We start from the raw sequence: 26011 nt of genomic DNA, 5'->3' as shown, positions 1-26011 counted from the left end.
GGCGCAGCGCTTCTCAAACGAGGCGGGCGAGCAAATCCTTCGCCGCGTCGCGATCAGCAAAACCGGGATCGCCGAGCGCCGCCTTCGTATTGCGCGCCGCCGCCGCCTTGTCGCCACCCGCGGCAAGCGCCTGGGCATAGTGCCAGCGAAGCCCGGAATGATCGGGCGCGAGCGCAACCGCCTTGCCAAGGAGCTGAAGCGCAGCCGTCTGAAAGCCTGCCTGAAACGCGCTCCAGCCATAGGCGTCGGCGACCGCCGGATTGCCGGGCGCAAGCGCATAGGCGGCGGCGCCATATTGCATCGCCATGTCGTCCTCCCCCAGCCCCGAATGCGCGACCGCCAGTTCGGCGAGCAGCGCTGCGTCGCGATCGCCGAGCCGAAACCGCAACCCTTCCAGCGTCACGACCGCCGCGGCGAAATCGCCCGCCGCGATCTGCCAGTGGCCGGCAAGGCGAAGCGCGGCGACATTGGCGGGATTTTGCTGCAGGAACAGCGCGAGCACCTGTTGCGCCCGATCGCGATGCCCGTCCCGGTCGAGCGCATCGACCATGCGCAGCATCGTCGCTTCGTCGAACCGCACCGAAGCGGCGTCGCGATAGGCGGCGGCGGCATCGTCCCACTTTCCGGTCGCGGCCAGCACATCGCCAATCATCAGCCGCGCTTCGGGCGCGCCTGGATTGTCGGCGGCCATTTTTTGCGCGCGGGCGAGCGCCTGCGCGCTTTGCCCGGCTTGCAGCATGCCGCGGATCAGCGGCACAACGGCACCCGGCGCATCGGGCGCGTTCGCGGCGTCGATATCCAGCAGCTTCAGGTCGTCATCAGCGGTGAAGCTGGTCGATCCGGCAACCGCAGGCAACGCCGCCCGGTCGAGGAAGCGCGCCGCCGTCGCCCGATCCCCATCGCGTTCATACGCGCGCGCCGCAAGGGCGAGCGTATAGGAATCGGCATCGGCCCGCGCGACCATGGGCGTCAGCACCCGACGCGCGCTCGCCGTGTCGCCCGATCGAAGAAAGGCAAGCGCGAGCAGCTTGCGTGCGGTGAGGTTCATCGGCTGAACCGTAACAAGGTCGTTCAGGCTGGTTACGGCCTGCGCATAGTCGCCCTGCTGAAGATCGAGCGAACCACTCAGCAGCATCGCGCCGGGCATCCGGGACAGCGCATCGCCCGCACGCGCCAACACCGATCGCGCGACATCGTAATCGCCCGCCCGCGCGGCGAGCACCGATTGCAGATAATATCCCTGCGGCGCGCCGGGGCGGACCAGCATCGCCTTGCGCACCGCCGCCAGCATATCGCGCGTCCGGCCGACATCGCCCAGTGTGGCGGCATATTCGATCAGCGCGTCGAACCGCCACTGGTCGTGCGCGAGCGCGCTTTCAAACCATGGCAGCGCGGCGGTAAGGCCATATTGCTGGCGCACCAGCTGCCCGCGCAGAATCAATGCGTCGATATTGTCCGGATTGCGCGACAGCGCTTCGCCTGCAGCATTGATCGCGCCGACCATGTCGCCGATGTCGAAGCGGAATTGCGCCAGCGCCTGCCACGCATCGCTGCTCGCCGGATAGCGTACCACGGCGTCTTCGAACGCTGCCCGCGCGCCCGCAAGGTCGCCCTGCGCCTGAAGCGCCCTGCCGCGAACGGCCAGGGTGTAGCGCGCATAGCGCGAATCGGCCTTTTCCAGCGTGGCAAGCGCGCGCGCCGGGTCGCCCTGCAACAGATAGGCGTCGGCATAGAGTTGCTGCACACGCGCCCGATCCAGCCCCGCCGCAACCGCGCGATCGAGTTCCGCTTCGGCCGCGATGCCGTCACCCAGATCGAGTTGCGCGCGCGCCAGCACGCCATGCGCCAGCCCCCAGCCATCGGCGGCCTTGACCGCCTTCATCGCCTGCGATCGTGCGCCGGTCGAATCGCCTTTTTTCAGCAGCGCCAGCGACCGCGCGAGCGCCATGCGCGCTTCGCCCGTTTCGGCGCGCGCAACGCCGCCATTGCCCGCGAGCACGAACAGCAACGCGAGAATCGACAACAGCGTCAGCGCGACGAAGGATCGGCGGGTCTTCCCCACGCGCTCAGGGTTGCAGGTCATAATTTTTCATCAGGTCATAAAGCGTCGGCCGGCTGATCCCCAGCAGGCGCGCCGTGCCGGAGATATTGCCGTGCGCGCGCGAAAGGGCGTGGCGTATCGCCTTGCGATCGGCCGCCTCGCGCACCGCTTTCAGGTTGATCGGATCGTCCTGCGCATCATCGGACAGGTCCAGATCGGCTGCCGTCACCTGTTTACCATCAGCCATGATGACCGCGCGCTTCACCCGGTTTTCGAGTTCGCGGACATTGCCCGGCCACCCCCAGCCGTCGATCGCGGCAAGCGCGTCGGCGGTAAAGCCGGTCACCGGGCGGCGCATCCGGTCGGCATGATGGCGAAGGAAATGGCGGGCGAGCAACACCGAATCGCCCGGCCGTTCGGCAAGCGATGGGATGGTCACCACGATCTCCGCCAGCCGGTAATACAGGTCTTCGCGAAAACTTCCCTCGGCGACCATCGCGTCGATATCCTGATGCGTGGCGCACACGATCCGCGTGTCTACCGCAATCGGCTTTCGCCCACCGATGCGTTCGACCACCCGCTCCTGAAGAAAGCGCAGCAGCTTCACCTGAAGCGGCAGGGGCACATCGCCAATCTCGTCGAGGAACAGCGTGCCGCCATGCGCCATTTCGATCTTGCCCGGTGTGGTTTTCACCGCGCCGGTAAAGGCGCCCTTCTCATGACCGAACAATTCGCTTTCGAGCAGCGTTTCGGGAATCGCGGCGCAATTGATCGCAACGAAGCCGCCGATCCGGCCACTCGCTTCGTAAAGCCCGCGTGCGAGCACTTCCTTGCCGGTCCCGCTCGCGCCCAGCAGCAGAACCGAGACATCGGCGCCCGCCACGCGTTCGATCATGCGTGTCACCTTCAGCATTTCGGGCGACGCCGTGACGATGCCGCCCAGCGGATTTTCGATCCCGGCACGCGCCGCCAGCCGACGGTTTTCCGCCTCTATCGCGTGGACGTGAAAAGCGCGTTCGACGATGACGCCCAGCGCGTCGATGTCGATCGGCTTCTGATAGAAATCCCACGCGCCTTGCGCGATCGCGCGCAACGCGCTGTCGCGCTCGCCATGACCGGTCGCCACGATCACTTTCGTGTCGGGGGCAAGCCGGCGGATATCCTCCAGCGCAGCGAAGCCTTCCTTCACCCCGTCGGGATCGGGCGGCAGGCCAAGGTCGAGCGTCACCACCTGCGGCTCTTCGGCGCGAAGCTGGGTGAGCGCGCTTTCGCGATCGGCGGCGACCAGAATGTCATACCCGTCATAGGCCCAGCGAAGCTGGCGCTGCAGACCTGTATCATCCTCTACGATCAACAATTTGCGGGGGATGTTCATGCTGCCTGCTCCACCAACGCTTCGGCGCTGCTCGCCGCCAGTTCGATCCGAAAGCGCGTGCCCTCGCCCTCCCGGCTCGTGACGTCGAGCGAACCGCCCATCGCCAGTGCGAGCTGGCGCGCCTCATACGCGCCAATGCCGAAGCCGCCGGGCTTCGTCGAAATAAAGGGTTTGAAAAGCGAATCGCGGATGAATGCCGCGCTCATCCCGCAACCGCGATCGATGATGTCGATGACCACCTGTTGGCCACTTCGCGCCAGATCGATTCGAACCGGATCGTCGGCAGCGCTGGCGTCGGCGGCGTTGCGGACCAGATGGTAAAGCATCTGTTTGAGCGCGACCGGATCGGCCCTTGCCACCAGACCCTGCTCCCCGGCAACCCGCACCGGATGATGCGATTCGATGCCGCGCGCGACCGTGGCGGCAATGGTCCCGACATCGACGCCACTGACCGGATCGGCGCGCACGGGGCGTTGCGAAAGACGCTGGATCAGGTCGTTCATCCGGTTGGCCGATTCCTTCACCGTGGCAATCATGTCGATGCGGAATTCGGGATTGTCGCCATGCCGGTCGGCATTGCGCGCGACCAGGCTCATCTGGCTCACCAGATTCTTGATATCGTGCAGGATGAAGGCGAAGCGACGGTTGAATTCGTCGAACCGCTGCGCCTCCATCAGCGCGGCGGTCGCGCGCGCTTCGGCAAGATAGCTTGCCGCCTGACGTCCGGCGACCTTCAACAGGTCGAAATCCTCCCAGTCGAGCGCGCGTTCGAGCGGCGGCCGCGCAAGCAGGATCGCGCCTGCCAATTGGTCGAAATGGATCAGCGGGATGATCGCCCATGCCTCACGCGACGCGAGTATCGGCCCCGGCACCGCTTCGGGAATAAGCGGATCGCCGCCGCCGCGCACGCTATCGAGTTCGACGATGCGGCGCGTTTGCGTCAGATGATCGATCAGCGCAGCCCCCCCGCCGGTCGCGGAGAAATCGGCGCCGTCCCAGTTCCATGCGCCTTCGCAGCGCACCCCCTCGCCTTCGGGCACCAGCAATATGCCGGCGGGCGAATCGACCAGATCGGCAAGCGCCTTCACCAGCCGCGCATCGAGCGCGACATCGCCGCCCGCCTTGCCCAGCGTCTCAGTAAAACGCATCCATTCGGCGCGATAATCGTAGCGATGCCGGAACAGGTGCTTGGCGAGCTTCACCTTGATCCAGGCGCGAAGCCAGGAGGAAGAGACAAGCGTCAGCATCGCCGTGGTACAGCCGAAGATGAACGCCGTCTGCCACATGCGCGCATGATCGCCGCCAATCGCCGCGATGGCGCTGATCGCGACCGCGATGACGACGAAATAGGCGCCAATCGCGACAAGCGATAGCGATTGGTACGCGACGGTGCGCGAAAGCTGCACCACCCAGCCGTTTTGCCGGTACATCGAAAGCGCGAAGATACCGGCGGATGCCACAGCGACCACGCCGCGAAGCACCGCCAGCCCGTCGGGCCATGTCGCGCCAAGATAGGCATAGGCGAACACCACGCAGTCGGCGACCCACATCCCCGCCAGCGCGAGCAGCATGCCGCGTCCGGCGGTGGATGCTGCTTCATGCGCGGCGCGAAGCAGAACCAGCGAAGCAAGCCCGGCGATCATGCGAAGCAGCAGCGCGATGCTCACGACCTGCGCCGCGGGAAAGGCGGCGCGCCCCGAATCGGCGGCGAGATACAATCCGCATTCGGCGACGATCACCGCCGCGACCACTCCGTATACCAACGGCAGCGCCAAGGGCGCACGCCGCCGCTCATTGCCGCGATGGAAGCAATAGAGCGCGATCAGCCAGGCAAGGTTTCGCACGCCCTCTCCGATCTGGCCGGGCGCCTGATTCTGCCCGATTCCCGCGATCGCAAGCGCCCATAGCGCAGTGGCGCCGAAGCCAACCGCAAAGGGCATGCGCGGCCAGCCCGCAGCTTGCGCGCGCGCCGACCACAGGGCGAGCATCGCGAACAGCAGCGCGGCGAGCGAATGGCTCACCAGGATCAGTTCGGCGCTCACCGCGCGCCCTCGGGCCACAGGATCACCCGGATCGTCTGAAGCAGGATCAGCAGGTCGAGAAAGGGCGAATAATTCTTTGCGTAGTAAAGATCATATTCGAGCTTCTGGCGCGCATCCTCGATCGATGCGCCGTAGGGATAGTTGATCTGCGCCCAGCCGGTGATGCCCGGCTTCACCATGTGCCGTTCGGCATAATAGGGCAGCTTGGTTTCAAGATCGTCGACGAATTGCGGCCGTTCGGGACGCGGGCCGACAAAGCTCATCTCCCCCTTCAGCACGCTCCAGCACTGGGGCAGTTCGTCGATCCTGAGCTTGCGGATGATCCGGCCCACGCGCGTTATGCGCGGATCGTCCTTTTCGGCCCATACCGCATTGCCCGCGACTTCGGCGTCGATGCTCATCGAACGCAGTTTGATGATGTCGAAACCGACCGAATATAATCCGACACGCCGCTGGCGATAGAAAGCGGGGCCGCGACTATCGGCCTTTACGATCAGCGCCGCGACAAGGATGATCGGCAGCGTGACTATCAGAAGGCAGATGCTGGCGATGACGTCGAACAGACGCTTCGACATGGCGGAAAGCATCCGCCCCGATGAAAATCCGTCGGAGAAGATCAGCCAGCTCGGATTGACGCTGTCGAGATCGACCCGGCCCGTTTCGCGTTCGAGGAAGGTCGAGATTTCATTGACATGCACCCCCGTTGTCTTGACCCGCAACAGGTCTTTCAGCGGCAGCGCGTTGCGTCGTTCCTCCAGCGCGAGCACCACTTCGCTGGCGTTCAGGAGTACGACATGGTCGGCAAGGTTGTAGATCGCATCGCGCGCGATCGCTTCGGGAATGACCCGGTTGGCTTCGCTCATCGATACATAACCGACAACCGCGAATCCCGAACCGGGCATCCGGGCCAGCGCCTTGATCCGCGCCGCGCGAGCGCCAGCGCCCAGCACCACCACGCGCCGTTTGAACGCCTGACTGCCCAGCGTCTTGCCCAGCAAGATGCGAAGCACCACCAGCAGCGCGACGCCCAGCAGCATCGCGTACAGCAGGTTCGATCGCCAGAAAGCGATCGCGGGAATCAGGAAATACATGACCGACAGGAAAATCGTGCCCAGCGATATCGCGACGATCAGACGCGCCGTGGCGAAGCGCAGCGATTGCAGGGCGTCCGATCCATAGACTCCCACCGCGATCATCGCCAGTTCCATACACAGCGCGAAACTGGCTAGCTGCGGCATACGGGCGTTCAGCGGTCCCACCGTCATGCCGATCTGATGTGCGCGCATAACCCACCCCGCCTCGGCGGCGGCGAGGAGGAAGACGATGTCGAGCAGGCCGAGCAGCAGCACGGCGTTCGGCACATAATGTTTGAACAGCCTGATCATAACACGCCGCGGCGGCCTTTCGGTGTAAATATTACCGACACCGGCAAGCATGTGGCAGAAATTGGCAAATAAAAACTGAACGCGGGCACTGCGCAGGGCGCTTGTCGGTTGATAAGGGTCAGCGCCGTGCCATCATGCGAGGGAAAGACTGCTCAATGACCGAAACCATCACGCCCGTCATCCTGTCCGGCGGCGCTGGCACGCGACTTTGGCCGATGTCGCGGGGCGAACGGCCCAAACAGATGCTGGCGCTGACCGAAGACAGCACCATGCTTCAGGTGACGGCGCGGCGAACGTGTGGCGCGGACTATGGCGCGCCGATCGTCGTGGCCAGCGCGGCGCACGCCGATATGGTGGAGGCGCAGCTCGCCGAAGCGGGGTGCAGCCCCGGATCGATCATCCTCGAACCGGCGGCGCGCAACACCGCGCCCGCCATCGCGCTCGCCGCGCTGGCGGCGGGCGGTGGCGCGACTCCGTTGCTGGTGATGCCGTCCGACCATGTGATCGTCGACGAGGCGGCATTTCACAAGGCGATCGCGACGGCATTGCCGCTGGTTCGCGACGGCTGGCTGGCCACGTTCGGTATTACCCCGACCGGTCCCGAAACCGGCTATGGTTATATCAAGGCCGGCAGCCAGGTCGCGCCGGGCGTTTCGCGAGTCGAGCGCTTTGTCGAAAAACCGCCACGCGAAAAGGCCGAAGCCATGGTGCGTAGCGGGGACCATGTGTGGAACGGCGGCATCTTCCTGTTTCGCGCCGATCGCTATCTGGAGGAACTGCAACGCTATGCGCCCGATATGCTGAGCGCCGCCCGGTCCGCCATGGCCGCCGCGCGGCGCGACGGTGTGCGAATCATGCCCGACGCCGCCGCGTTCGAACGTTCGCCGTCCGATTCGATCGACTATGCGGTGATGGAGCGCGCCGAGCAGGTGGCGGTGGTTCCCGTCAGCATGGGGTGGAACGATGTCGGCAGTTGGGATGCGCTTCACGCGATCAGCGAATGCGACACCAACGCCAATGTATGCCGCGGCGACGTCGTCGCGCTGGATACGGCGGGCAGCCTCGTCCATTCGGACGGCCCGCGTATCGCGGTGCTGGGCGTAACCGACCTGATCGTGGTGGCGAGCGGCAATGACATATTGGTGCTTCCGCGCGGCCGTTCGCAAGAGGTCAAGCGCCTGATCGAAGCGATGAAGGACAAGTGACGGCTAAGCGCATCGAAGTCGGCGCATCGCGCGTCGGCTTCGTTCAGGCGCTGTGTCGACGTTATCGATGAGCGGCCGCGTCCGCCGCAAACTGGCCGCCGTGGAAGGACTGCGGCGCATGCAGGACCAGCCTGCATCGTCCGAACGTTGCGCACTTTGCGGTCGGGTGTTGGGCCTTCGTATTGAATATCACCATGTCGTGCCGAAAAGCCGGGGCGGTCGCGAAACCGTGCCTGTGCATCCGATCTGCCACCGTGCGATCCACGGGACGCTCAGCAATGCGGAACTGGCGACAAGCCATGCCGGGATGGATGCCGTCCGCGCCGATCCGGCGATGGCGCGTTTTCTCGACTGGGTGGCCGATAAACCGCCCGACTTTCACGCCCCCACCCGGCAAAGGCACTGAATATCCAGCACGCGCAGTTATTCGCAACGCTAAGCCCCCCGACAGGCCAGCGCCTCCAATATATCGTCGATCCGCGCCGGATCGCCCACCGCAACGACCTCTCCCACGCTGTCGGCGTGCAGCGGATCGCCATGCCAGTCACACATCCGCCCCCCCGCACCTTCGACGACCGGGATCAGCGCGGCGAAATCGTGCAGCTTCAACTGCGCCTCGACGACAATGTCGAGATGACCCGAAGCCAGGCATCCGTAATTATAGCAGTCGCCGCCCAGAACGGTGCTGCGCACCTTCGCATCGAGATGTTCGAACGCGTGAAGCTGGTCGTCGTCGAACAGCGCGGGCGATGTGGTGGCGAGCAAAGCGTGGCTGATATCTCTGCACCGCCGGGTCGTCGCCGGCTTCCCGTTCAGCACGGTCGGGCGTCCGGTCGCGCCGATCCAGCGTTCGCCGATGATCGGCTGGTCGATCACGCCAAGCACCGGCCAGCCATTGTCGAGCAGCGCGATCAGCGTGCCGAAAATGGGCCGCCCCGCGATGAAGGCCCGCGTTCCGTCGATTGGATCGAGCACCCAGGTGCGCCCGCTGCTCCCTTCGCGCGCATCCTCCTCCTCGCCGACAATCGAATCCATCGGGCATTCGGCGACGATCAGCGCGCGCATCGCCGCTTCGGCCGCCTTGTCGGCCAGCGTGACAGGCGAATCGTCGCCTTTCATCTCCAGCCCGTGTTCGGCGCGGTAATAGGGACGAATGGCGGCGCGCGCCGCGTCGGCCAGACGCCCGGCGAGCGCGATGTCGGAAGCTTTGAAACCCATGCGCACTGCCTAGCGATTGGACGCGCGGCCCGCTAGGCAGCAAAAACGCAATTCGGAGTCGGCATCGCCATGCATCGCCCCACGTCCCGTCCACGGCTTTCCGCCATGCTGGTCACGCTTCTTTCCGCCGCGCCGCTGACCGCGTTCGCGCAGACCCGGATCGTTCCCGAACAACCCGCAAGTGCGCAAGCGGCTCGTGGCGGCGTGGATGTTTTTGTGGTCAACGAAGGCGACGCGGATGAGACGATGACCCTTCCCGACGAACTGTCCGTCACCGCGGCGAACGGCGAAACGCTGACGCTCCACGCGCCCGATGCCTTGCCGTCCGGCGTCGCGGCGCGCGGTTTCGTCCGCGTGCGCTATACGCTTGCCGGACCGGCGACCCCGCCGCCCGCAGTTGCATCCGCACCGCCGCCGCCCGACCGGGAGAGCGGCGTGATGAGCGCGACCGGACATCATGACGGGCTGCTGTCGCGGCTCGAACCGCACGATCCGGTTTACGGTGTCGCGGGGGCGGGCGATGCCGGCGCGAAACTTCAATTCAGCTTCGCGGTGCGCCCGTTCGAAGGCGCGGGCGTGCTCGACGGCTTACGCTTTGGCTATACCCAGACCATGTTCTGGGCGATCGACCGCAAGTCCGCGCCGTTCCGCAGCACGACATACAGCCCCGAAATCTATTACGAAATCGCGCCCGAAGATACGGTGCGGATTGCGGCGGGCTATCACCATGATTCGAACGGCGGCGGTCCGGCGACATCGGTCGACATCAACCGCTTCTTCGTTCGCGCCGCGAAGCGGTTCGATATTGGGCACGACTGGTATGCCGAAGTCGCGCCCGAAGCATGGCTTTATTATTCGACCAAGCATCCGCGCGGATCGATAAAACGCTATCTGGGCTATACCGGGCTGCGCCTGGCGGTGGGACAGGAAGACGGCATCAAATTCGCCGGACACCTGACCGGCAATCCGGGAACCGGCAAAGCGGCGGGCGAACTGTTCGTTTCCTATCCGCTTACCCGGATCGACGATTCGATCGGCATATATATGTTCGGCCAGCTATATAGCGGCTATGGCGAGTCACTTGAGGACTATGATCGCAGCGACAGCCATGCCCGGATTGGCATATCCTTTACCCGCTGATCCGTGCCCGGCCTGCAAATGAAAGGACAGCCCGCATGCGCCCCTTTTTCCTGGTCCCGGCCATTATCGGCGTGGCGATGGCCGTGCCTGCATCGGCCGCGCTCGAGCAGGGCGCGAGGGCGCCCGACTTCACCGCCAAAGGGGCGATGGCGGGCAAACCGATTACCATCACGCTGTCGCGCGCGCTGAAAAAGGGGCCGGTGGTGCTGTATTTCTTCCCCGCGGCGTTCACGTCGGGCTGCAATGCGGAAGCAGCGGCGTTCGCGCAGTCGATCGACAGGTTTCATGCGGCGGGCGCAACCGTCATCGGGATGACGGCGGGCAATACCGACCGGCTGATCGAATTTTCGGCCAAACATTGTTCGGGCAAATTCCCGGTCGCCGCGGCAACACCCGCCATCGTAAAAGCCTATGACGTTGCGCTGACCGGCGAGAATGCGAAAAACACAGGCTACACCAACCGCACCAGCTATGTGATCGCGCGCGATGGACGGATCGCCTATCGCTATACCGCGATGCAGCCGGCGGCGCATATCGCCAACACGCTTGCCGCGGTGGAAAAACTCGGGCGATGATCGACGCGACCGAAGCCGGCAACGCCAGCACCGGTTATCGTTTACGTAAAGTGAAACCGATCATCATCCGATATTAGCAGTTTTGCGATAGCGCCCTCCGCAAATGTCTTGCAAAGGGGGTAGGCAAGGGGATGTTCGCGGCAGCATCTGACAATCCGGCGGGATCGCGCGTCGACGATCGGCTGTTTCGCCGGATCGGCGATTTTCTTCTCCATCATCTGATGGAACCCAGCCCGACCAATTACGCCCTCGCCTTCCACATCTTGGTCAATCCCGAAGGCCCGCTCGCCCGCGCCGTCGACGCGCTGACCAAAGGCGGCGGGCGGTTGAACCCGCGTGACGTCGAATCGCTCGGCGCAAACATCGATGCCGAAGTGAATCGGCAAGCGCCCCAGGGCCTGATCGCGCAGACCCGGGGACAGGTCGAGGGCTTCGAACATATGATGCAGGCGATCCGCGTCGAAACCGCTGGCTTCGGGCGCGATTTGAAAGCCAGCGCCGCGGCGCTGCGCGACACGCAAAGCGACACCGCGCCGATTGAACTGGAAGCGATCGTGCGGATCACCGCGGGCATGCTGGAACGGGTGCAGCAGGCCGAAACGCAGCTTGAAAAGGCGACGCGGGAGGCGAGCGAGCTTCGATCCAAGCTGGAGGAAGCGCGAAACGACGCCCGTCACGACCCGCTTACCCGCCTTCCCAACCGCCGGGCGATGGAAGATGCCTATGATGCGCGGATCGCTGCGGGGGAAGCGCCGTGGGTGGCCATATGCGACATCGATTATTTCAAGGCGGTCAATGATCGCTTTGGCCATGCGGTGGGAGATCGCGTTCTGAAAGCAATCGCCATGACGCTGACCGAACAATGCCCCGGACACCTTGTCGCCCGCTATGGCGGGGAAGAATTCGCAGTGATGTTCACCGGGCCGGATGCCGGGGACGCGTTCGCGATCCTGAACAGCGCCCGCAATGCTGTCGCCGCCAAACGCTATCGGTTGCGCGAAAACGACCAGCCACTCGGCATCATCTCCTTTTCCGCAGGGCTGGCGCGCGCCGCGCCGGGGGAGGACTGGGCCGGCATCTATCAGCGCGCCGACCGGCTACTCTATCGCGCAAAATCGGACGGGCGTAACCGCGTAGTAAGTGAAATAAACGCCATGTGATGGCGTATATTGCCATATTTGCATGGCATATCTCACGCTGTGCTGCTCGCAATTTTCTGCAACCTGCTGATTTATATAGACCGAGCCGTTTGGCACGCTCCCTGCAATCGCTCAAGCATCGGCGTCGGGATGGTCCCGAACAATGCCGAAACCACAGGGAGTTTATCATGACCACGCAGTTCGCAACCTTTCAGCGCAACGTCACCGCTTTTGTCGGCGCGTTCGCCATGACCGCGCTTCTCGTTGCCGCCGCCACCCCGGTCCTTCCGATCGCCTGAACCGCATTCACGCGATTTTTACCAAAGGAATTTGCCATGCTTCGTTCGTTCATGATCGGTGCCGTTTCGTTCACGTTGACCGCCGTCATGGTGCTGGCCAGTGCAACCCAGGGGCAGGGGCTGATCTGACGGCCCTACCCCCGAGCCGCCCGCGAACAACCCGTTCGCAAAACGGGGCGGAACCCGCCCCCGCCTCGCGCGATTGGATCGCATCAAACCGCTCCGCGCGAGGAGAATGACGATGAGCGACCCCGACACCATCGACCAGATTCACGAGGACGGCCTTCCCGGCGAAGAGCGGACGCTCGATCCCAAACCGCAATGGGAACCGCGCTATCCCGGTTCGGGCAGGCTGGCGGACAAGGTGGCGATCGTCACCGGCGCCGACAGCGGCATTGGCCGCGCGGTTGCCGCGCTATATGCCCGTGAAGGCGCGGATATCGCCATCGTATATTTGTGCGAGGATGCCGATGCCGAAAAGACCGCCGAGATCGTCCGGGGCGAAGGGCGCAATGCGATCACGCTTCGCGGCGATCTGGGCGAAGAGGATTTCTGCAAATCGGTCGTCGAAAGGACGCTGGGCGAATTCGGCCGGATCGATATATTGGTGAACAATGCCGGCGAACAGCATCCCGACCCTGAGATCACCGACATTACTGAGAAACAGCTTCGCCGCACGTTTCAGACGAACATCTATTCGATGTTCTTCCTGGTTCAGGCGTGCGGCCGCACCTGAAAAAGGGTTCGGCGATCGTCAATTGCACTTCGGTCACCATGTACAAGGGTTCGCCCGAATTGCTCGATTATTCCTCGACCAAGGGCGCGATCACCGCGTTTACGCGCAGCCTGTCGCAGAATCTGATCAAGGACGGCATTCGGGTTAACGCCGTCGCGCCCGGGCCGATCTGGACCCCGCTCAATCCCTCGGGCGGTGCGACGAAAGAAAAGCTGAAGCATTTTGGCGAAAGCACGCCGATCGGCCGCCCCGGCCAACCCAACGAAGTCGCGCCGGCTTTCCTGTTCCTCGCCTGCGAGGATTCAAGCTATATGGCCGGACAGGTGCTTCACCCGAATGGCGGCGTGGTGGTGAATGCCTGACGCCGAGTGAGCGGCGCGATTTCAGCTTCGCGCCAGTCCGGCATTTGCAGCCTTTACCGTTCCCGCGGGTGCGCGTTCGCCGCGCGAATAGGTGCCGGTGAGCAGCCCCGCCGCCAGCACATGCCCGGCCATCGCTTTTAAAATGCCGGACCGGCCGGGATTCGTTCCGGTATCAGGTCCGTCATCAAGTGCGAAAATCTGAAAAGCATAAGTGTGGACGCCGTGCCCGGTCGGCGGGTCGGGCGGCAGCCAGCCTTCGCCGAAATAGCTGTTGCGTCCGACATCGCCATGGACGCCTTCGCCATCGGCGCGGATTTCACCCTCCTTCAGCTCGCCATCGACACCCGGCAGGTCCCACACCACCGCATGGACCAGCGGCCTGGGCGCGGGCGCGTCGGCATCCTCGACGATCAGCGCGATACGCGCCGTGCCGTCCGGCACACCGGTCCAGAACAGCGGCGGCGACACGCCCTCGCCATCCTGCGTAAATCGTTCAGGCAGGCGCGCACCATTGGCGAACGCGGGGCTGGCCAGCCGGACCGCCTCGAAACTGCCGAGTTCGGGCCGAGCGATGGACAGCTTGTCCGCGCCCGCCCGAAGCCCCTTCATCGCCTGGCCCAGCCAGCGGGGAACATGTTCGAGCATAGCGATACTCCCGGTGCGCGGTTACAGGTCCAGTTTCTCGTAATCGCCCGGCGGGCTGATTATTTCCATCCGCTCGGCCAACAGCGGGCGAAAACTGGGGCGGCTCTTCATGCCGATATACCAGCGCTTGGCCTGTTCGTGGCTCTTCCAGTCGATGCCGCCCAGATAATCCGCGACCGAAATCTGCGCCGCCGCCGCCAGATCGGCAAGGCTCATCGTCGAGCCGGCCAGCCAGGAACGATTGTCGAGCAGATAGTCGATATAATCGAGATGCGCGACCACCGCCTTCATCGCTTCACGCAGGAATTTCGAATCGGGCGCCATTTTGTGGACGAGCCGCTTTTCCATTCGTTCGAACAATAGCGGCCCGGTGATGTCGCGATAGAAATGGGTGTCGAACCACGTGACTAGGCGGCGGATTTCCGCACGGTCTGCCGCCGTTCCGCTGATCATCGCGGACTTTTCGACTGTTTCCTCGAAATATTCGCAGATTGCCATCGAATCGATCAGCGGGCGCAGCGGCCCCCGGTCCGAATGGACCATCACCGGCGTCTGACCCGCCGGATTCATGTCGAGAAATTCGTCGCGCCGTTCCCATGGCGATTCGCGCACCGGTTCGTAAGGAACGCCCTTTTCGCCGAGCAGCAGGCGAACCTTGCGGGAAAAGGGGCAGAGCGGAAATTGATAAAGCAGCCACATCGTCAGCCGCTCTTAGCCGCCAAGCGGCCGGGGTGGAAGGCGCTCCTGCCCACTTCCACCCCGCTTCGCATCATTCCGCCGCCACAATTTCTTCAGCATCGTCGAGCGGATGGTCGAGGCGGTCCAGCATTTCCCTGGGCACCACCTGCCAGAAATTGTTCCGGATCCGGTCCCAATCCTCCAACAGCCCGTTCGACCATTTGCTGTCGGTAGCGCGGGCATGATCGGCAACCAGATTCTTCAGCACCGATTCCCAGTGCAACGAAGATAGTCGCCGCCACGTGATCGATGCGCCGTTGGCGCGCCGTTCAAACGCACCGTCCGCGTCATAGACGAACGCCATGCCGCCGGTCATGCCCGCGCCGAAATTGGCGCCGACAGCGCCCAGCACAACGGCATAGCCGCCCGTCATATATTCGCATCCGTTCGCGCCGCAGCCCTCGACCACGACATGCGCGCCCGAATTGCGCACCGCGAAGCGTTCGCCCGCATGTCCGGCGGCATACAGCCGTCCGGCGGTCGCGCCGTACAGCACGGTATTGCCGATGATGGTGTTTTCGTTCGACACCAGCGGGCTCGATACCATCGGCCGCACCACGATCGTCCCGCCCGACAGCCCCTTGCCGACATAGTCATTGGCGTCGCCGAACACCTCCAGCGTAATGCCCTTGCACAGGAACGCGCCCAGCGACTGGCCCGCCGATCCGCGCAGGCGGACATGAACATGGTTGTCGGCCAGCTTATCCATGCCGAACTTGCGGGTGATCTCGCTGGAAAGGCGTGTGCCCACCGCGCGATGCGTGTTTCGCACCGTATAGGTAAGCTGCATCTTTTCGCCGCGATCGAACACCATCGCGGCATCGGCGATCATCTGCGCATCCAGGCTGTCGGGCACTTCGTTGCGGAAGGTGTTGAGCGAGAAGCGCCGCTCGCCCTCTTCGGCATCGACCTTGGCGAGAATCGGGTTGAGGTCGAGATCGTCGAGATGTTCGGCGCCGCGGCTGACCTGACGCAGCAATTCGGTGCGCCCGACCACTTCGTCCAACGTCCGGCACCCAAGCCGGGCGAGAATCTCGCGAACCTCTTCGGCGATGAAGGTCATCAGGTTGATGACCTTTTCGGGCGTGCCGGTGAATTTGGCGCGCAGCCGCTCATCCTGAACGCACACGCCCACGGGGCAGGTGTTCGAATGGCATTGCCGCACCATGATGCAGCCCATCGCCACCAGGCTTAGCGTACCGATGCCGAACTCCTCGGCCCCCAGGATCGCCGCGATCACGATGTCGCGCCCCGTCTTCAGCCCGCCATCGGTGCGCAGCCGCACCCGCCCGCGCAAATGGTTGAGCGTAAGCGTCTGATTGACCTCGGAAAGGCCCATTTCCCATGGCGTTCCGGCATATTTAATGCTGGTCTGCGGACTTGCGCCCGTACCGCCGGTATTGCCCGAAATCAGGATGACATCGGCATGCGCCTTCGCAACGCCGGCCGCCACCGTGCCGATACCCGCGCTGGACACCAGCTTCACGCAGACCCGCGCCTTTGGATTGATCTGCTTCAGGTCATAGATGAGCTGCGCCAGATCCTCGATCGAATAGATGTCATGGTGCGGCGGCGGCGAAATCAGCATCACGCCGGGCGTCGCGTGGCGCAGCTTGGCGATGAATTCGGTCACCTTGAACCCGGGGAGCTGACCGCCCTCGCCCGGCTTCGCGCCCTGCGCCACCTTGATCTCTATCTCTTCGCAGGCGTTGAGATATTCGGCCGTCACGCCGAAGCGCCCGCTCGCGATCTGCTTGATCACCGAATTGGCGTTGTCGCCATTTTCATAGGGCTGATAGCGGCTCTTGTCCTCACCGCCTTCGCCCGACACCGCCTTCGCGCCGATCCGGTTCATCGCGATCGACAGCGTTTCATGCGCTTCGGGCGACAACGCGCCAAGGCTCATCCCCGGCGTGACGAAGCGCTTGCGGATGGCGGTGATCGCTTCGACCTGATCGATCGGCACGCCTTCGTCGGGATAGTTGAACTCCATCAGGTCGCGCAGATAGACGGGCGGCAGATCGCGCACCCCGCGCGAAAATTGCAGATAGCTCGAATAGCTGTCGGTGCCGACGGCGGTTTGCAGCAGATGCATCAGCTGTGCCGAATAGGCATGCGCCTCACCGCCATCGCGCTGGCGATAGAAGCCGCCGATCGGCAGGTTTACGACCGTCTGGTCGAACGCAAGCGCGTGCCGGTCGCTGGCGTTGACGTGGAGCGAGGCATAGCCTTCTCCCGAAATCTTTGCCGGCATACCGGGGAAAAGTTCGTCGACCATCGCCCGGCTGAGGCCGACGGCTTCGAAATTATACCCGCCACGATAGCTGGAGATCACCGCGATCCCCATCTTCGACATGATCTTCAACAGGCCGTCGTTGATCGCGGTGCGATGGCGTTCGAAACAGTCTTCAAGCGCAAGATCGCCGAACAAGCCGCGTTCGTGCCGGTCGACGATCGCCGCTTCCGCAAGATAGGCGTTCACCGTGGTCGCGCCGACACCGATCAGCACCGCATAATAATGGGTGTCGAGGCATTCGGCGGTGCGGACATTGACGCTGGCGTAAGATCGCAGCCCGCGTCGGACGAGGTGCGTATGGACCGCCGCCGCCGCCAGAACGCCGGGAATCGCGATCCGGTCGCTGCCGATATGTTCGTCGGTGAGGAACAGTTCGCTGCGCCCTTCGCGAACCGCCTGTTCGGCCGCGTTGCGGATGCGCACGATCGCGCTGCGCAGCGCATCCGGGCCGCCCTCGGCATCAAAGGTGCAATCGATTTCCGCCGCCTGGCCTTCGAAATGCGCCTTCAGCCTGACCCATTCGGCACCGGTAAGCACCGGCGAATCGAGCACCAGCACCTTGCCCGGCCGCGCTTCGGATTCAAGGATGTTGGCCAGATTGCCGAAGCGGGTCTTCAGGCTCATCACATGCCGTTCGCGCAAGCTGTCGATCGGCGGGTTCGTCACCTGGCTGAAATTCTGGCGGAAGAACTGGCTGATCAGGCGCGGCTTGTCCGAAATGACGGCAAGCGGCGTATCATCGCCCATCGATCCGATCGCTTCCTTGGCCCCTTCGACCATCGGCGCGAGGATCAGCTCCATATCCTCAAGCGTCTGCCCGGCCGCCACCTGACGACGGACCAGATCGGCGCGATCGAACCGCACCGTGGCATAGGACGGCGCGGGCGGCAGGTCCTCCACCGTCAGGAACTGGTCGATCATCGCGCCATAATCGCGCTCGCCCGCGATCCGGTCCTTGATCGCGCGATCGTGGAACACTTCGCCCTGATCGAGATCGACCGCGATCATCTGCCCCGGTCCAAGCCGGCCCTTCTCGGCGACCTGCGCCTCGGGCACCACGACCATGCCGGTTTCCGATCCGACGATCAGCAGCCCGTCATTGGTGCGGGTGTAGCGCAGCGGACGAAGCGCGTTGCGGTCCATCCCCGCGACTGCCCAGCGGCCATCGGTCATGGCGAGCGCGGCGGGACCGTCCCACGGCTCCATGACGCTGGCGAGATAGGTATACAGCGCCTGATGCGCCTTTGGCATGTCGTCGTTCATGCCCCAGGCTTCCGGGATCAGCATTAGCTTGGTGGTCGGCGCGTCCTTGCCCGAACGGCAGATCGCCTCGAACACCGCGTCCAGCGCGGCGGTATCGCTCGCGCCCGCCGGGATCACCGGCTTGATATCCTCCGAATGCTCGCCGAATGCGAGGCTCGCCATCTTGATCTCGTGGCTCTTCATCCAGTTCCGGTTGCCGCGGATCGTGTTGATCTCGCCATTATGAGCGATGCAACGGAACGGCTGGGCCAGCCACCATTGCGGGAAAGTGTTGGTCGAATAACGCTGGTGAAAGATCGCCACGCGGCTTTCGAACCGGTCGTCGTTCAGGTCGGGATAGAAGTCCGACAGGCTCTCGGCGAGGAACAGCCCCTTGTAGATGATCGACCGGCAGGAAAGCGAGCAGATGTAAAAGCCCTGAACCTGCGATTCGATCACCCGGCGTTCGATGCGGCGGCGGACAAGGTACAATTCCTTTTCGAACTCGGCCGCGTCCATGTCCTCCGGCATCGGCCCGGCGATCATGATCTGTTCGATTTCGGGCCGGGTCTCCTGCGCCTTGCGCCCGATCACCGACACATCGACCGGCACCTGCCGCCAGCCATAGATGGTGTAGCCCGCGTTGATCAGTTCGCTTTCGACGATGGTGCGGCAGCTTTCCTGCGCGCCCAGATCGGTGCGCGGCAGGAAGATCATCCCGACCGCCAGCCGGTTGGGCAGCACCTTGTGCCCCGACTGGTCGATCGCGTCGTCGAAAAAACGGTGCGGCAGATCGACATGCAGCCCGGCCCCGTCGCCGGTCTTGCCATCGGCGTCCACCGCGCCGCGGTGCCACACCGCGCGCAACGCATCGATCGCCGACGCGACGACCCGGCGCGATGAACGCCCGTCCGTCGCCGCGACCAGCCCGACGCCGCACGCATCGCTTTCGAATTCGGGACGGTACATGCCCTCACGGGCAAGGCGGTTGCGTTCTGCTTCGTTCACTGGCTGTTGCCTTTGTCCTGCGCGGCGGCCGCAAGCTTGTCGGCCAGTTCCTGCGCATCCTTCTGCGTTTTCTTCATCGACTGCTGCATCAGATCGCGCTGCCAGGCGGCGACATCCGGATCGCCCATTATCTGCATGGACTGTTCCACATATGCCCGTCCCGTCGGCGTTGCGAAGAAACGTTGAAGTTCGCCGAGCTGCTTGGTGTCAAAACGTCGCGCATAGGCATGCGCCATCGCATCGATCATCCCGGGCATGTTCTGACGAATCAAGGTCATCGTGCTTTCGGTCTGGTTTCGCAGGAACTCTTCAATAATCGACCGCGCCTGCGGCACCGTTTTCAATTGCCCGGCGATTTCAGGATTATCGAGCATGCCCTTCTGAATATTGGCCATCAGGGGCCGCAGCATGCTCTCCATCATCGCATCGCGCCGATCCGGCGGCATCAATTCGTCGATCAGTGCTTTCGCGGCGGCAAGCCGCTCGGGCTTCACGTCGGAAGGCGCTGTCTGACCGACCGGCGCGACGGGCCGCGCCTGCAGCGGAAGCGGCGCCAGAAGCGCCAGTAAGGGCAAAAGAATTTTCATTGTCTTCATGCCGTCTCCATCGCTGCCTTGCGCGTCGCCTTCGCCTTTTGCTTCAGCCAGCCATGCATCTTGTCTGCAACATCGCGGCCGTCGCGAATCGCCCAGACGACCAGGCTCGCCCCGCGAACGATATCGCCCGCGGCGAACACGCCCTCCATGCTCGTCATCATCGTTGCGTGATCGACGCGAAGCGTGCCCCAGCGGGTGACACCGAGCTCCGGCGCGCCAAACAGCGTGGGCAGGTCCTCCGCCTCGAACCCCAGCGCCTTCACCACCAGATCGGCGTCTAGCGTGAAATCGCCGTCCGGTTCGGGTTCGGGAGCACGACGCCCGCTGGCGTCGGGTGCGCCAAGCCGCATGCGCGTGCCGCGCACCGCCGACACCCGCTCGCCCACACCGGCGGAATCGAACCCTTGGGGGCCGGAGAGCCAGACGAATTCGACGCCTTCATCTTCGGCATTTTCGACTTCGCGCTGCGATCCGGGCATGTTGGCCCGGTCACGGCGATACAGGCACTTTACCGATTTCGCCCCCTGCCGGATCGCCGTGCGAACACAGTCCATCGCGGTGTCGCCGCCGCCCACAACGACGACATTTTTGTCCTTCGCGTTCAGGCTGCCGTCGCGATAGGCGGGAACGTCGTCGCCGAAGCCGTTGCGGTTCGACGTGATCAGATAGTCGAGCGCTTCCACCACACCGGGGCTGCCGACACCCGGCGCCTTGATATTGCGCGCTTTGTACACGCCGGTCGAAACCAGCAGCGCGTCGTGCCGTTCGCACAGTTCGCCCATCGTGGCGTCGCGGCCGACCTCGAAACTTTCGTGAAAGGTGATGCCGCCGTCCTTCAGCCGCTGGACGCGGCGCATCACGACTTCCTTTTCCAGCTTAAAGCCGGGGATGCCATAGGTCAGCAGGCCGCCCGCGCGATCATGCCGGTCATACACATGCACCTCATAGCCGAAGCGGCGCATATATTCGGCCGCGGTCAGCCCGGCCGGCCCCGCACCGATGACGCCGACCGACTGGCCGCGTTCCGGCCCAGGCACCAAAGGCTCCACCCAGCCCTTTTCCCAGGCGGTGTCGGTGATGAATTTTTCGACCGATCCGATGGTGACCGCGCCGTGCCCCGAAAATTCGATGACGCAATTGCCTTCGCACAGCCGGTCCTGCGGGCAGATGCGGCCGCAGATTTCGGGCATGGTGGAGGTCGCGTTCGAAAGTTCATACGCCTCGCGCAGCCTTCCTTCGGCGGTCAGGCGCAACCAGTCGGGAATATGATTGTGCAGCGGGCAGTGAACCGAACAATAGGGAACACCGCATTGCGAGCAACGCGCTGCCTGATCTTCCGCAGAATCGACCGCATAGCGTTCGGAAATTTCCTGAAAATCCGAAGCGCGCGAGTCGGCAGGGCGCTTGGCAGGATAAGCCTGCTCCCGGGTCACGAATTTCAGCATCGGATTTTCCGCCATTGCGCTTCCCATCTTTTCCGGATGGGGCGCACATACCGTCCCATGCGCACCGAGTCACGCGGAAAAGCTCGGTTATGACAGTAATGCTTACTAAATAAATTTTACGTCCGCGCTTCGGAGCGCCCGACCACTACTGCGATATAGCCTCAAGGTCCGATCCGGACCTATATCGCAGCAAGTAGGATAAGCGCGATGGTGCCCGCCGCAATCCTGTACCAGGCAAACGGCGCAAAGCCGTGCCGGGTAACGATCCCCAGAAACCATCGAATCACCAGCAATGCCACCACGAAGGAAACGACAAAACCGATGCCGATCGCGGTCCAGCCGGTCTGCCCCAGCCCCTCATGGCTTTTCAGCAGATCATAGCCGGATGCCGCAAGCATGGTCGGCACTGCCAGAAAGAAGCTGAACTCCGCGGCCGTCTTGCGGTCGGTGCCCAGCCCGAGCGCGCCCATGATGGTCGCCCCCGACCGGCTGACCCCCGGAATCATCGCAAGGCACTGGACGAAACCGATGCCGAGTGCGGTGCGCCACGTCATCGCCTCGACACTGCCTTCTGGCGGATGCTTTACGAACTTTTCGACCAACAGGATAATCACACCGCCCACGATCAGCGCGATCGACACCACGACGGGACCGAGCGTCGGACTGGTCAGCAGCGTCTTCACCCCCTTGTAAACAAAGATACCGATCACGGCGGAGGGCAGGAAGCCAAGCGCGACATTGCGGGTAAAGGCTACCGCTCCCGGATCCCAGCGCAACAGCCCTTCAAGCACATGCCAGAACCGCTGCCAGTACAGCACCACCACAGCCAGAATAGCGCCCACCTGGATCACAATGTCAAACGTGCCCGACCCTTCGCCACCAAATCCGAACAGGCGGCCGGCAAGGATCAGGTGCCCCGTTGAGGACACCGGCAGGAATTCGGTTACCCCCTCGACAATGCCGAGCAGGAGAATGGTCAAAAGTTCGGTCACGCAGTTTTCCTGTCCTCGGCCGCCGGCATCCTGTCGCCGGCACGCTGGTATCGCCTAATTATTGCTTCAGGCCGCCTGGGTCCGGCGTCCGAATCGTCCGTTGCGCCGATATTGCACCAGCCAGCCCGGCGCGATCGTCGCCATCGGCGTCGGATCGACCCCCAGATCGCGAATGCCGGGCAGGTCCCCGACCACATTGTCCCGCTGAAGCATCCGCCACTGATCGCTCGTTATCGGCGTGCCAGGAAGCGACGCCAGCATCGATCCGATCGAATCGGGCAGTTCGACAATGGTCCGTTCGCGCCCGATCGTCTTGGCGATCCAGTGGATCAGCTCACCCATGCTGATGATGTCAGGTCCGCCGAGCGCATAGGCCTTGCCCCCATGCGCCTCGCGATCGTCCAGGGCGGCCAGCACCGCCGCCGCGACATCAGCGACATATATCGGCTGAAACCGGGTCCGGGCGCGGACCACCGGCACGATCGGCGCACTGGCGACCATCTGTGCGAAGCGGTTCACGAAATCGTCCTCACGCCCGAAGACGATCGACGGGCGCAGGATCGTGGCCTCGCCAAACGATTCCTTCACCGCGGCTTCGCCCTGCGCCTTTGACCGGCCATAGGCCGACGGCGAATCGGCATCGGCGCCGATCGCGGATATCTGCACCATTGACGTGCAACCCGCCTCACGCGCGGCCTGCGCCACGTTGCGCGCGCCCTCGACATGGATCTTCTCGAAATTACCCGACAGGATACCGACAAGGTTGACCGCCGCGTCGGCGCCTTCGACCGCGCGCTTCACCGTGTCGGGGCGGGTGATGTCGGCGGCAACGAACTGGGTCTGCCCGACGCCGCCCTGGGGTTTCAGATACCAGGCATCGCGCGGATCGCGCTGCGCGATGCGCACGCGCGCACCGGCGCGCAGCAATTCCTGTACGACATAGCGGCCCAGAAAGCCGCCACCGCCGAACAGCGTGACCAGCTTGTTCTTCATCATCACCGTCTTCCTTTCGCAACTGCCGCAAATGCCCGTTGCGAAGCCAAACGGCAAGCGCGTCATGAAAAGTGCACGGGGCGATTGACAAGCCCCGACACCTCCCCTAGTTCGCGCCCCCTACCGTTGCGTGCCCAGATGGCGGAATTGGTAGACGCACCAGCTTCAGGTGCTGGCGGTCGCAAGGCCGTGGAGGTTCGAGTCCTCTTCTGGGCACCACTACTGGCTCTGGAAACGTCCAGCAGCATACAGTAAGCGGCTGGTTTCACAGCATTTCTTGACCGAGAATCGCCAGACACCGTCCGGCGAAATCCGGCTAAGAGCACCAGCAGCAGCCACAAATGTTGCTCTTTTTGGGGCTCTCGGATCGACCCGGCTTTGCTGGGAAAACGACCATGCTGACCTACATCCAGATCAATGCCGCCAAGCCGAGGGAGAAGGCTTGGACCCTGAGCGACTCTCAGGGCCTCCATCTCCAGATACAACCTAACGGCTCGAAGCTCTGGCGCTTCAAATATCGATTCTTGGACAAGCAGAAGACCCTTCACCTCGGCGGCTGGCCAACGATAAGCCTCGCCGACGCTCGTGTGCGGCGTGACGAAGCGAAGAAGAAGATCGCTGACGGGATCGATCCGGCGCTGGAGAAAAAGCGTGCACGGATCGCCGCAAAGTACGCCGCTGCCAACACCTTCGAGGCGGTCGCCAAGGAATGGCTCGTCAAATGCGAACGGGGCGGTCTCGCGCCCGTGACCGTCGATAAGATCCGCTGGTTGCTTGGCAAAGCCTATCCGTTGATCGGCACTATCCCGATCGCGCAGATCACGCCGCATGAGGTGCTTGCCGTTCTCCGCAAGATCGAGGCGACGGGCGCCTATGAGAGCGCACGCCGCATGCGCAGCGTCCTGAGCCGTGTGTTCCGCTACGGCGTGGCGACCGTCCGCTGCGACAAGGATGTCGCTGCCGATCTTCGCGGCGCGATCGCCGTGCCGAAGGTCAAGCATTTCGCGGCCATCACGCGACCATCCGAGGTTGGCACGCTGCTGAGGGCGATCGACGGCTATAGCGGGCATAAGGTAACGGTCATGGCCATGCGGCTCTCACCCCATGTGCTGTTGCGCCCCGGCGAGCTGCGGCAGGCGGAATGGACCGACATCGATTTCGACGAAGCGATCTGGTTCATTCCGGCCGAGCGGATGAAGATGCGGCGCCCGCACCGGGTGCCGCTGTCACGGCAGGTGATCGCGATGCTCAAGGAGCTTCACGAGCACACGCACTGGTGGAAGTACCTGTTTCCGTGCCTCGGCAAGCCGCGCAAGGCGATGTCGGAGAATGCCGTCAATCAGGGTTTGCGCAAGCTCGGCTACACGACCGATCAGATGACCGCACACGGGTTCCGGGCGATGGCAGCGACGCTGCTCAACGAAATGGGCGAGTGGAACCCCGACGCTATCGAACGACAGCTCGCGCATGTTGACACCAATCAGGTCCGCCGCGCCTATGCGCGTGGCGAATACTGGGACGAGCGCGTGGCGATGATGCAACGCTGGTCCGACTATCTCGATCAGTTACGTGATGGCGGAACGGTGCTGCGGCCAGATTTTCAGGCGGCAAAAAGATCGCGGGCCTGGCGCGCTCGATTGAGTCGACGTAGCGCGAGCTGAGGCCGGTCCGATCAGCCAGCTCCTCCTGCGTAATTTCTCTTTCCTGCCGAAGCAGGCGGAGATTCATTGCCAAGACATCCTTCAGTTCCATCAAGACGATGGTCAGCGGACCGGAACGATCCTTCTAGGAACGATCGTTCCTATTCGTTATAGTCGGCCACTTGGAGACCGAATGCATGCCGCCGCAAATTCCCCTGCAGCGATCTGCGCCAAGAGGTGCAGCAACCGAATACGACCGCGTCCATCTAGCGCTCTATGCCGCTCTGCTAGATGCCGACGCAGCCGGGGTGGATTGGGCAAAAGCGGCCGCAACACTAATGCAACTGGATCCAAAACAGCAAGATTGCCAGCGCTGCTGGCGGTCACATCTCGAAAGGGCGCGCTGGATTGCGGGTCCGGGCGTTGCTCAGGCTATTGCGAAATTGGGCAGAGCGGAGGCCTGATCGGGATCGCAAGGGTGATTCACTGCGCCTCGCGCTGACGCGCGACCGCGCTATACGGCTCGTTTCACGTCGCCGCCGAACCCCGGCTGCGCGCAGGTCTCGGCCTCACGGTAACGATCGCGTGGCGTTCACGTGGACGCCGCTAACGCGGCGGCGTCGTTCGAGTGGCCTCTCCCTGACGGCGGGTTTGGTCGGCGCTCCCTTCTATCATTACAGTTGCAATTTGGTTTTGAGGTGAGCCCGTTTTGCTGCGGCTTGATGAGCTCGCCTTCAGCATGACCAGGCGATGATGCAGGCAGGCTCGATCCGGCGTTGAGCGAGTTTGACGGCGATGCGCCGGACCTCCTGAACGGACCAGCGGATCAACTCCTGATGGCGGGCATCTTCGGTCTTTTTGGGGGCGTGGTGTTGTTGGCGCGGTATCGGACTACAGCC

Annotated in this window: 18 protein-coding genes, 1 tRNA gene and 2 pseudogenes; 8 read left to right on the top strand and 13 right to left on the bottom strand. The window is 63.6% G+C overall.

All coding sequences use genetic code 11. The annotated features are described in order from the left end of the window. Nucleotides 1–13: 13 nt before the first annotated feature. The 4 genes from KY084_RS03825 to KY084_RS03810 are packed head-to-tail and all read right to left on the bottom strand — an operon-like array spanning nt 14 to nt 6843. Entirely contained in the window at nt 14–2083 is a 2070-nt protein-coding gene (locus KY084_RS03825; protein WP_219237126.1) for a tetratricopeptide repeat protein, read from the bottom strand. Beyond that, on the bottom strand, nt 2067–3416 hold the full coding sequence (prsR, locus tag KY084_RS03820) for a PEP-CTERM-box response regulator transcription factor (protein ID WP_219237125.1): 1350 nt from the start codon (nt 3414–3416) through the stop codon (nt 2067–2069). The genes KY084_RS03825 and prsR overlap by 17 nt, the downstream gene beginning before the upstream one ends. Next, nucleotides 3413–5458, bottom strand: coding sequence for an XrtA/PEP-CTERM system histidine kinase PrsK (gene prsK / locus KY084_RS03815; protein WP_343227947.1), 2046 nt, complete (start codon nt 5456–5458; stop codon nt 3413–3415). Before prsK ends, prsR begins: the two co-directional genes overlap by 4 nt. Continuing rightward, nucleotides 5455–6843 carry a TIGR03013 family XrtA/PEP-CTERM system glycosyltransferase gene (locus KY084_RS03810; protein ID WP_219237123.1) on the bottom strand — a complete coding sequence of 463 codons (1389 nt, stop codon included), beginning with the start codon at nt 6841–6843 and terminating at the stop codon, nt 5455–5457. Before KY084_RS03810 ends, prsK begins: the two co-directional genes overlap by 4 nt. A gap of 155 nt (nt 6844–6998) precedes the next feature. On the opposite strand from KY084_RS03810, the gene KY084_RS03805 reads away from it, so the two are divergent. Further along, complete coding sequence (locus KY084_RS03805) at nt 6999–8048, top strand: mannose-1-phosphate guanylyltransferase/mannose-6-phosphate isomerase (protein ID WP_219237122.1); 1050 nt, start codon at nt 6999–7001, stop codon at nt 8046–8048. Nucleotides 8049–8166: 118 nt separating this feature from the next. Then, nucleotides 8167–8454 carry an HNH endonuclease gene (locus tag KY084_RS03800; protein WP_219237380.1) on the top strand — a complete coding sequence of 96 codons (288 nt, stop codon included), beginning with the start codon at nt 8167–8169 and terminating at the stop codon, nt 8452–8454. A gap of 29 nt (nt 8455–8483) precedes the next feature. Here the strand turns inward: KY084_RS03800 and hisN are convergent, their stop codons facing one another. Next, nucleotides 8484–9266, bottom strand: a complete 783-nt coding sequence (gene hisN, locus KY084_RS03795; RefSeq protein ID WP_219237121.1) for a histidinol-phosphatase — start codon at nt 9264–9266, stop codon at nt 8484–8486. A gap of 105 nt (nt 9267–9371) precedes the next feature. On the opposite strand from hisN, the gene KY084_RS03790 reads away from it, so the two are divergent. The 4 genes and pseudogenes from KY084_RS03790 to KY084_RS03775 all read left to right on the top strand — a co-directional run bounded on the left by KY084_RS03790 (nt 9372) and on the right by KY084_RS03775 (nt 13517). After that, complete coding sequence (locus tag KY084_RS03790) at nt 9372–10406, top strand: phospholipase A (RefSeq protein WP_219237120.1); 1035 nt, start codon at nt 9372–9374, stop codon at nt 10404–10406. Nucleotides 10407–10441: 35 nt separating this feature from the next. Beyond that, a complete protein-coding gene (locus KY084_RS03785; RefSeq protein ID WP_219237119.1) occupies nt 10442–10981 on the top strand; it encodes a peroxiredoxin in 540 nt (179 codons plus the stop codon). Nucleotides 10982–11112: 131 nt separating this feature from the next. Further along, nucleotides 11113–12141 carry a GGDEF domain-containing protein gene (locus tag KY084_RS03780; protein WP_219237118.1) on the top strand — a complete coding sequence of 343 codons (1029 nt, stop codon included), beginning with the start codon at nt 11113–11115 and terminating at the stop codon, nt 12139–12141. A gap of 519 nt (nt 12142–12660) precedes the next feature. Continuing rightward, a pseudogene (locus KY084_RS03775) lies at nt 12661–13517 on the top strand (SDR family oxidoreductase). 21 nt (nt 13518–13538) lie between these two features. Here KY084_RS03775 and KY084_RS03770 read toward each other — a convergent pair. The 7 genes from KY084_RS03770 to KY084_RS03740 all read right to left on the bottom strand — a co-directional run bounded on the left by KY084_RS03770 (nt 13539) and on the right by KY084_RS03740 (nt 23472). After that, on the bottom strand, nt 13539–14162 hold the full coding sequence (locus tag KY084_RS03770) for a YbhB/YbcL family Raf kinase inhibitor-like protein (RefSeq protein ID WP_219237117.1): 624 nt from the start codon (nt 14160–14162) through the stop codon (nt 13539–13541). Between the two features lie 21 nt (nt 14163–14183). Next, the gene (locus KY084_RS03765) at nt 14184–14861 is read right to left on the bottom strand and encodes a glutathione S-transferase family protein (protein ID WP_219237116.1); all 678 of its coding nucleotides are present in this window, start codon (nt 14859–14861) and stop codon (nt 14184–14186) included. Nucleotides 14862–14931: 70 nt separating this feature from the next. Next, on the bottom strand, nt 14932–19407 hold the full coding sequence (gene gltB / locus KY084_RS03760; protein WP_219237379.1) for a glutamate synthase large subunit: 4476 nt from the start codon (nt 19405–19407) through the stop codon (nt 14932–14934). A gap of 35 nt (nt 19408–19442) precedes the next feature. After that, the gene (locus KY084_RS03755) at nt 19443–20042 is read right to left on the bottom strand and encodes a DUF2059 domain-containing protein (RefSeq protein ID WP_219237115.1); all 600 of its coding nucleotides are present in this window, start codon (nt 20040–20042) and stop codon (nt 19443–19445) included. After that, nucleotides 20039–21502 (bottom strand): NAD(P)-dependent oxidoreductase, encoded by a 1464-nt coding sequence (locus KY084_RS03750; protein WP_219237114.1) that lies wholly within the window; start codon nt 21500–21502, stop codon nt 20039–20041. Before KY084_RS03750 ends, KY084_RS03755 begins: the two co-directional genes overlap by 4 nt. 164 nt (nt 21503–21666) lie before the next feature. Further along, on the bottom strand, nt 21667–22479 hold the full coding sequence (locus KY084_RS03745) for an undecaprenyl-diphosphate phosphatase (RefSeq protein ID WP_219237113.1): 813 nt from the start codon (nt 22477–22479) through the stop codon (nt 21667–21669). 66 nt (nt 22480–22545) lie between these two features. Continuing rightward, on the bottom strand, nt 22546–23472 hold the full coding sequence (locus KY084_RS03740; protein ID WP_219237378.1) for a complex I NDUFA9 subunit family protein: 927 nt from the start codon (nt 23470–23472) through the stop codon (nt 22546–22548). 132 nt (nt 23473–23604) lie between these two features. Between KY084_RS03740 and KY084_RS03735 the strand changes: the two genes are divergently transcribed. Beyond that, nucleotides 23605–23691, top strand: a tRNA-Leu gene (locus KY084_RS03735). Between the two features lie 176 nt (nt 23692–23867). Continuing rightward, nucleotides 23868–25133, top strand: coding sequence for a tyrosine-type recombinase/integrase (locus KY084_RS03730; RefSeq protein WP_246586861.1), 1266 nt, complete (start codon nt 23868–23870; stop codon nt 25131–25133). Nucleotides 25134–25140: 7 nt separating this feature from the next. Here KY084_RS03730 and KY084_RS16265 read toward each other — a convergent pair. Then, nucleotides 25141–25200: pseudogene (locus KY084_RS16265) on the bottom strand (helix-turn-helix domain-containing protein); the annotation flags it as partial. Nucleotides 25201–26011 lie beyond the last annotated feature (811 nt).

Source organism: Stakelama flava, assembly GCF_019351405.1.
GTDB lineage: Bacteria > Pseudomonadota > Alphaproteobacteria > Sphingomonadales > Sphingomonadaceae > Sphingomonas > Sphingomonas flava_A.
The sequence above is the reverse complement of the archived record's forward strand: the minus strand, read 5'-3'. Positions and strand labels throughout refer to the sequence as shown.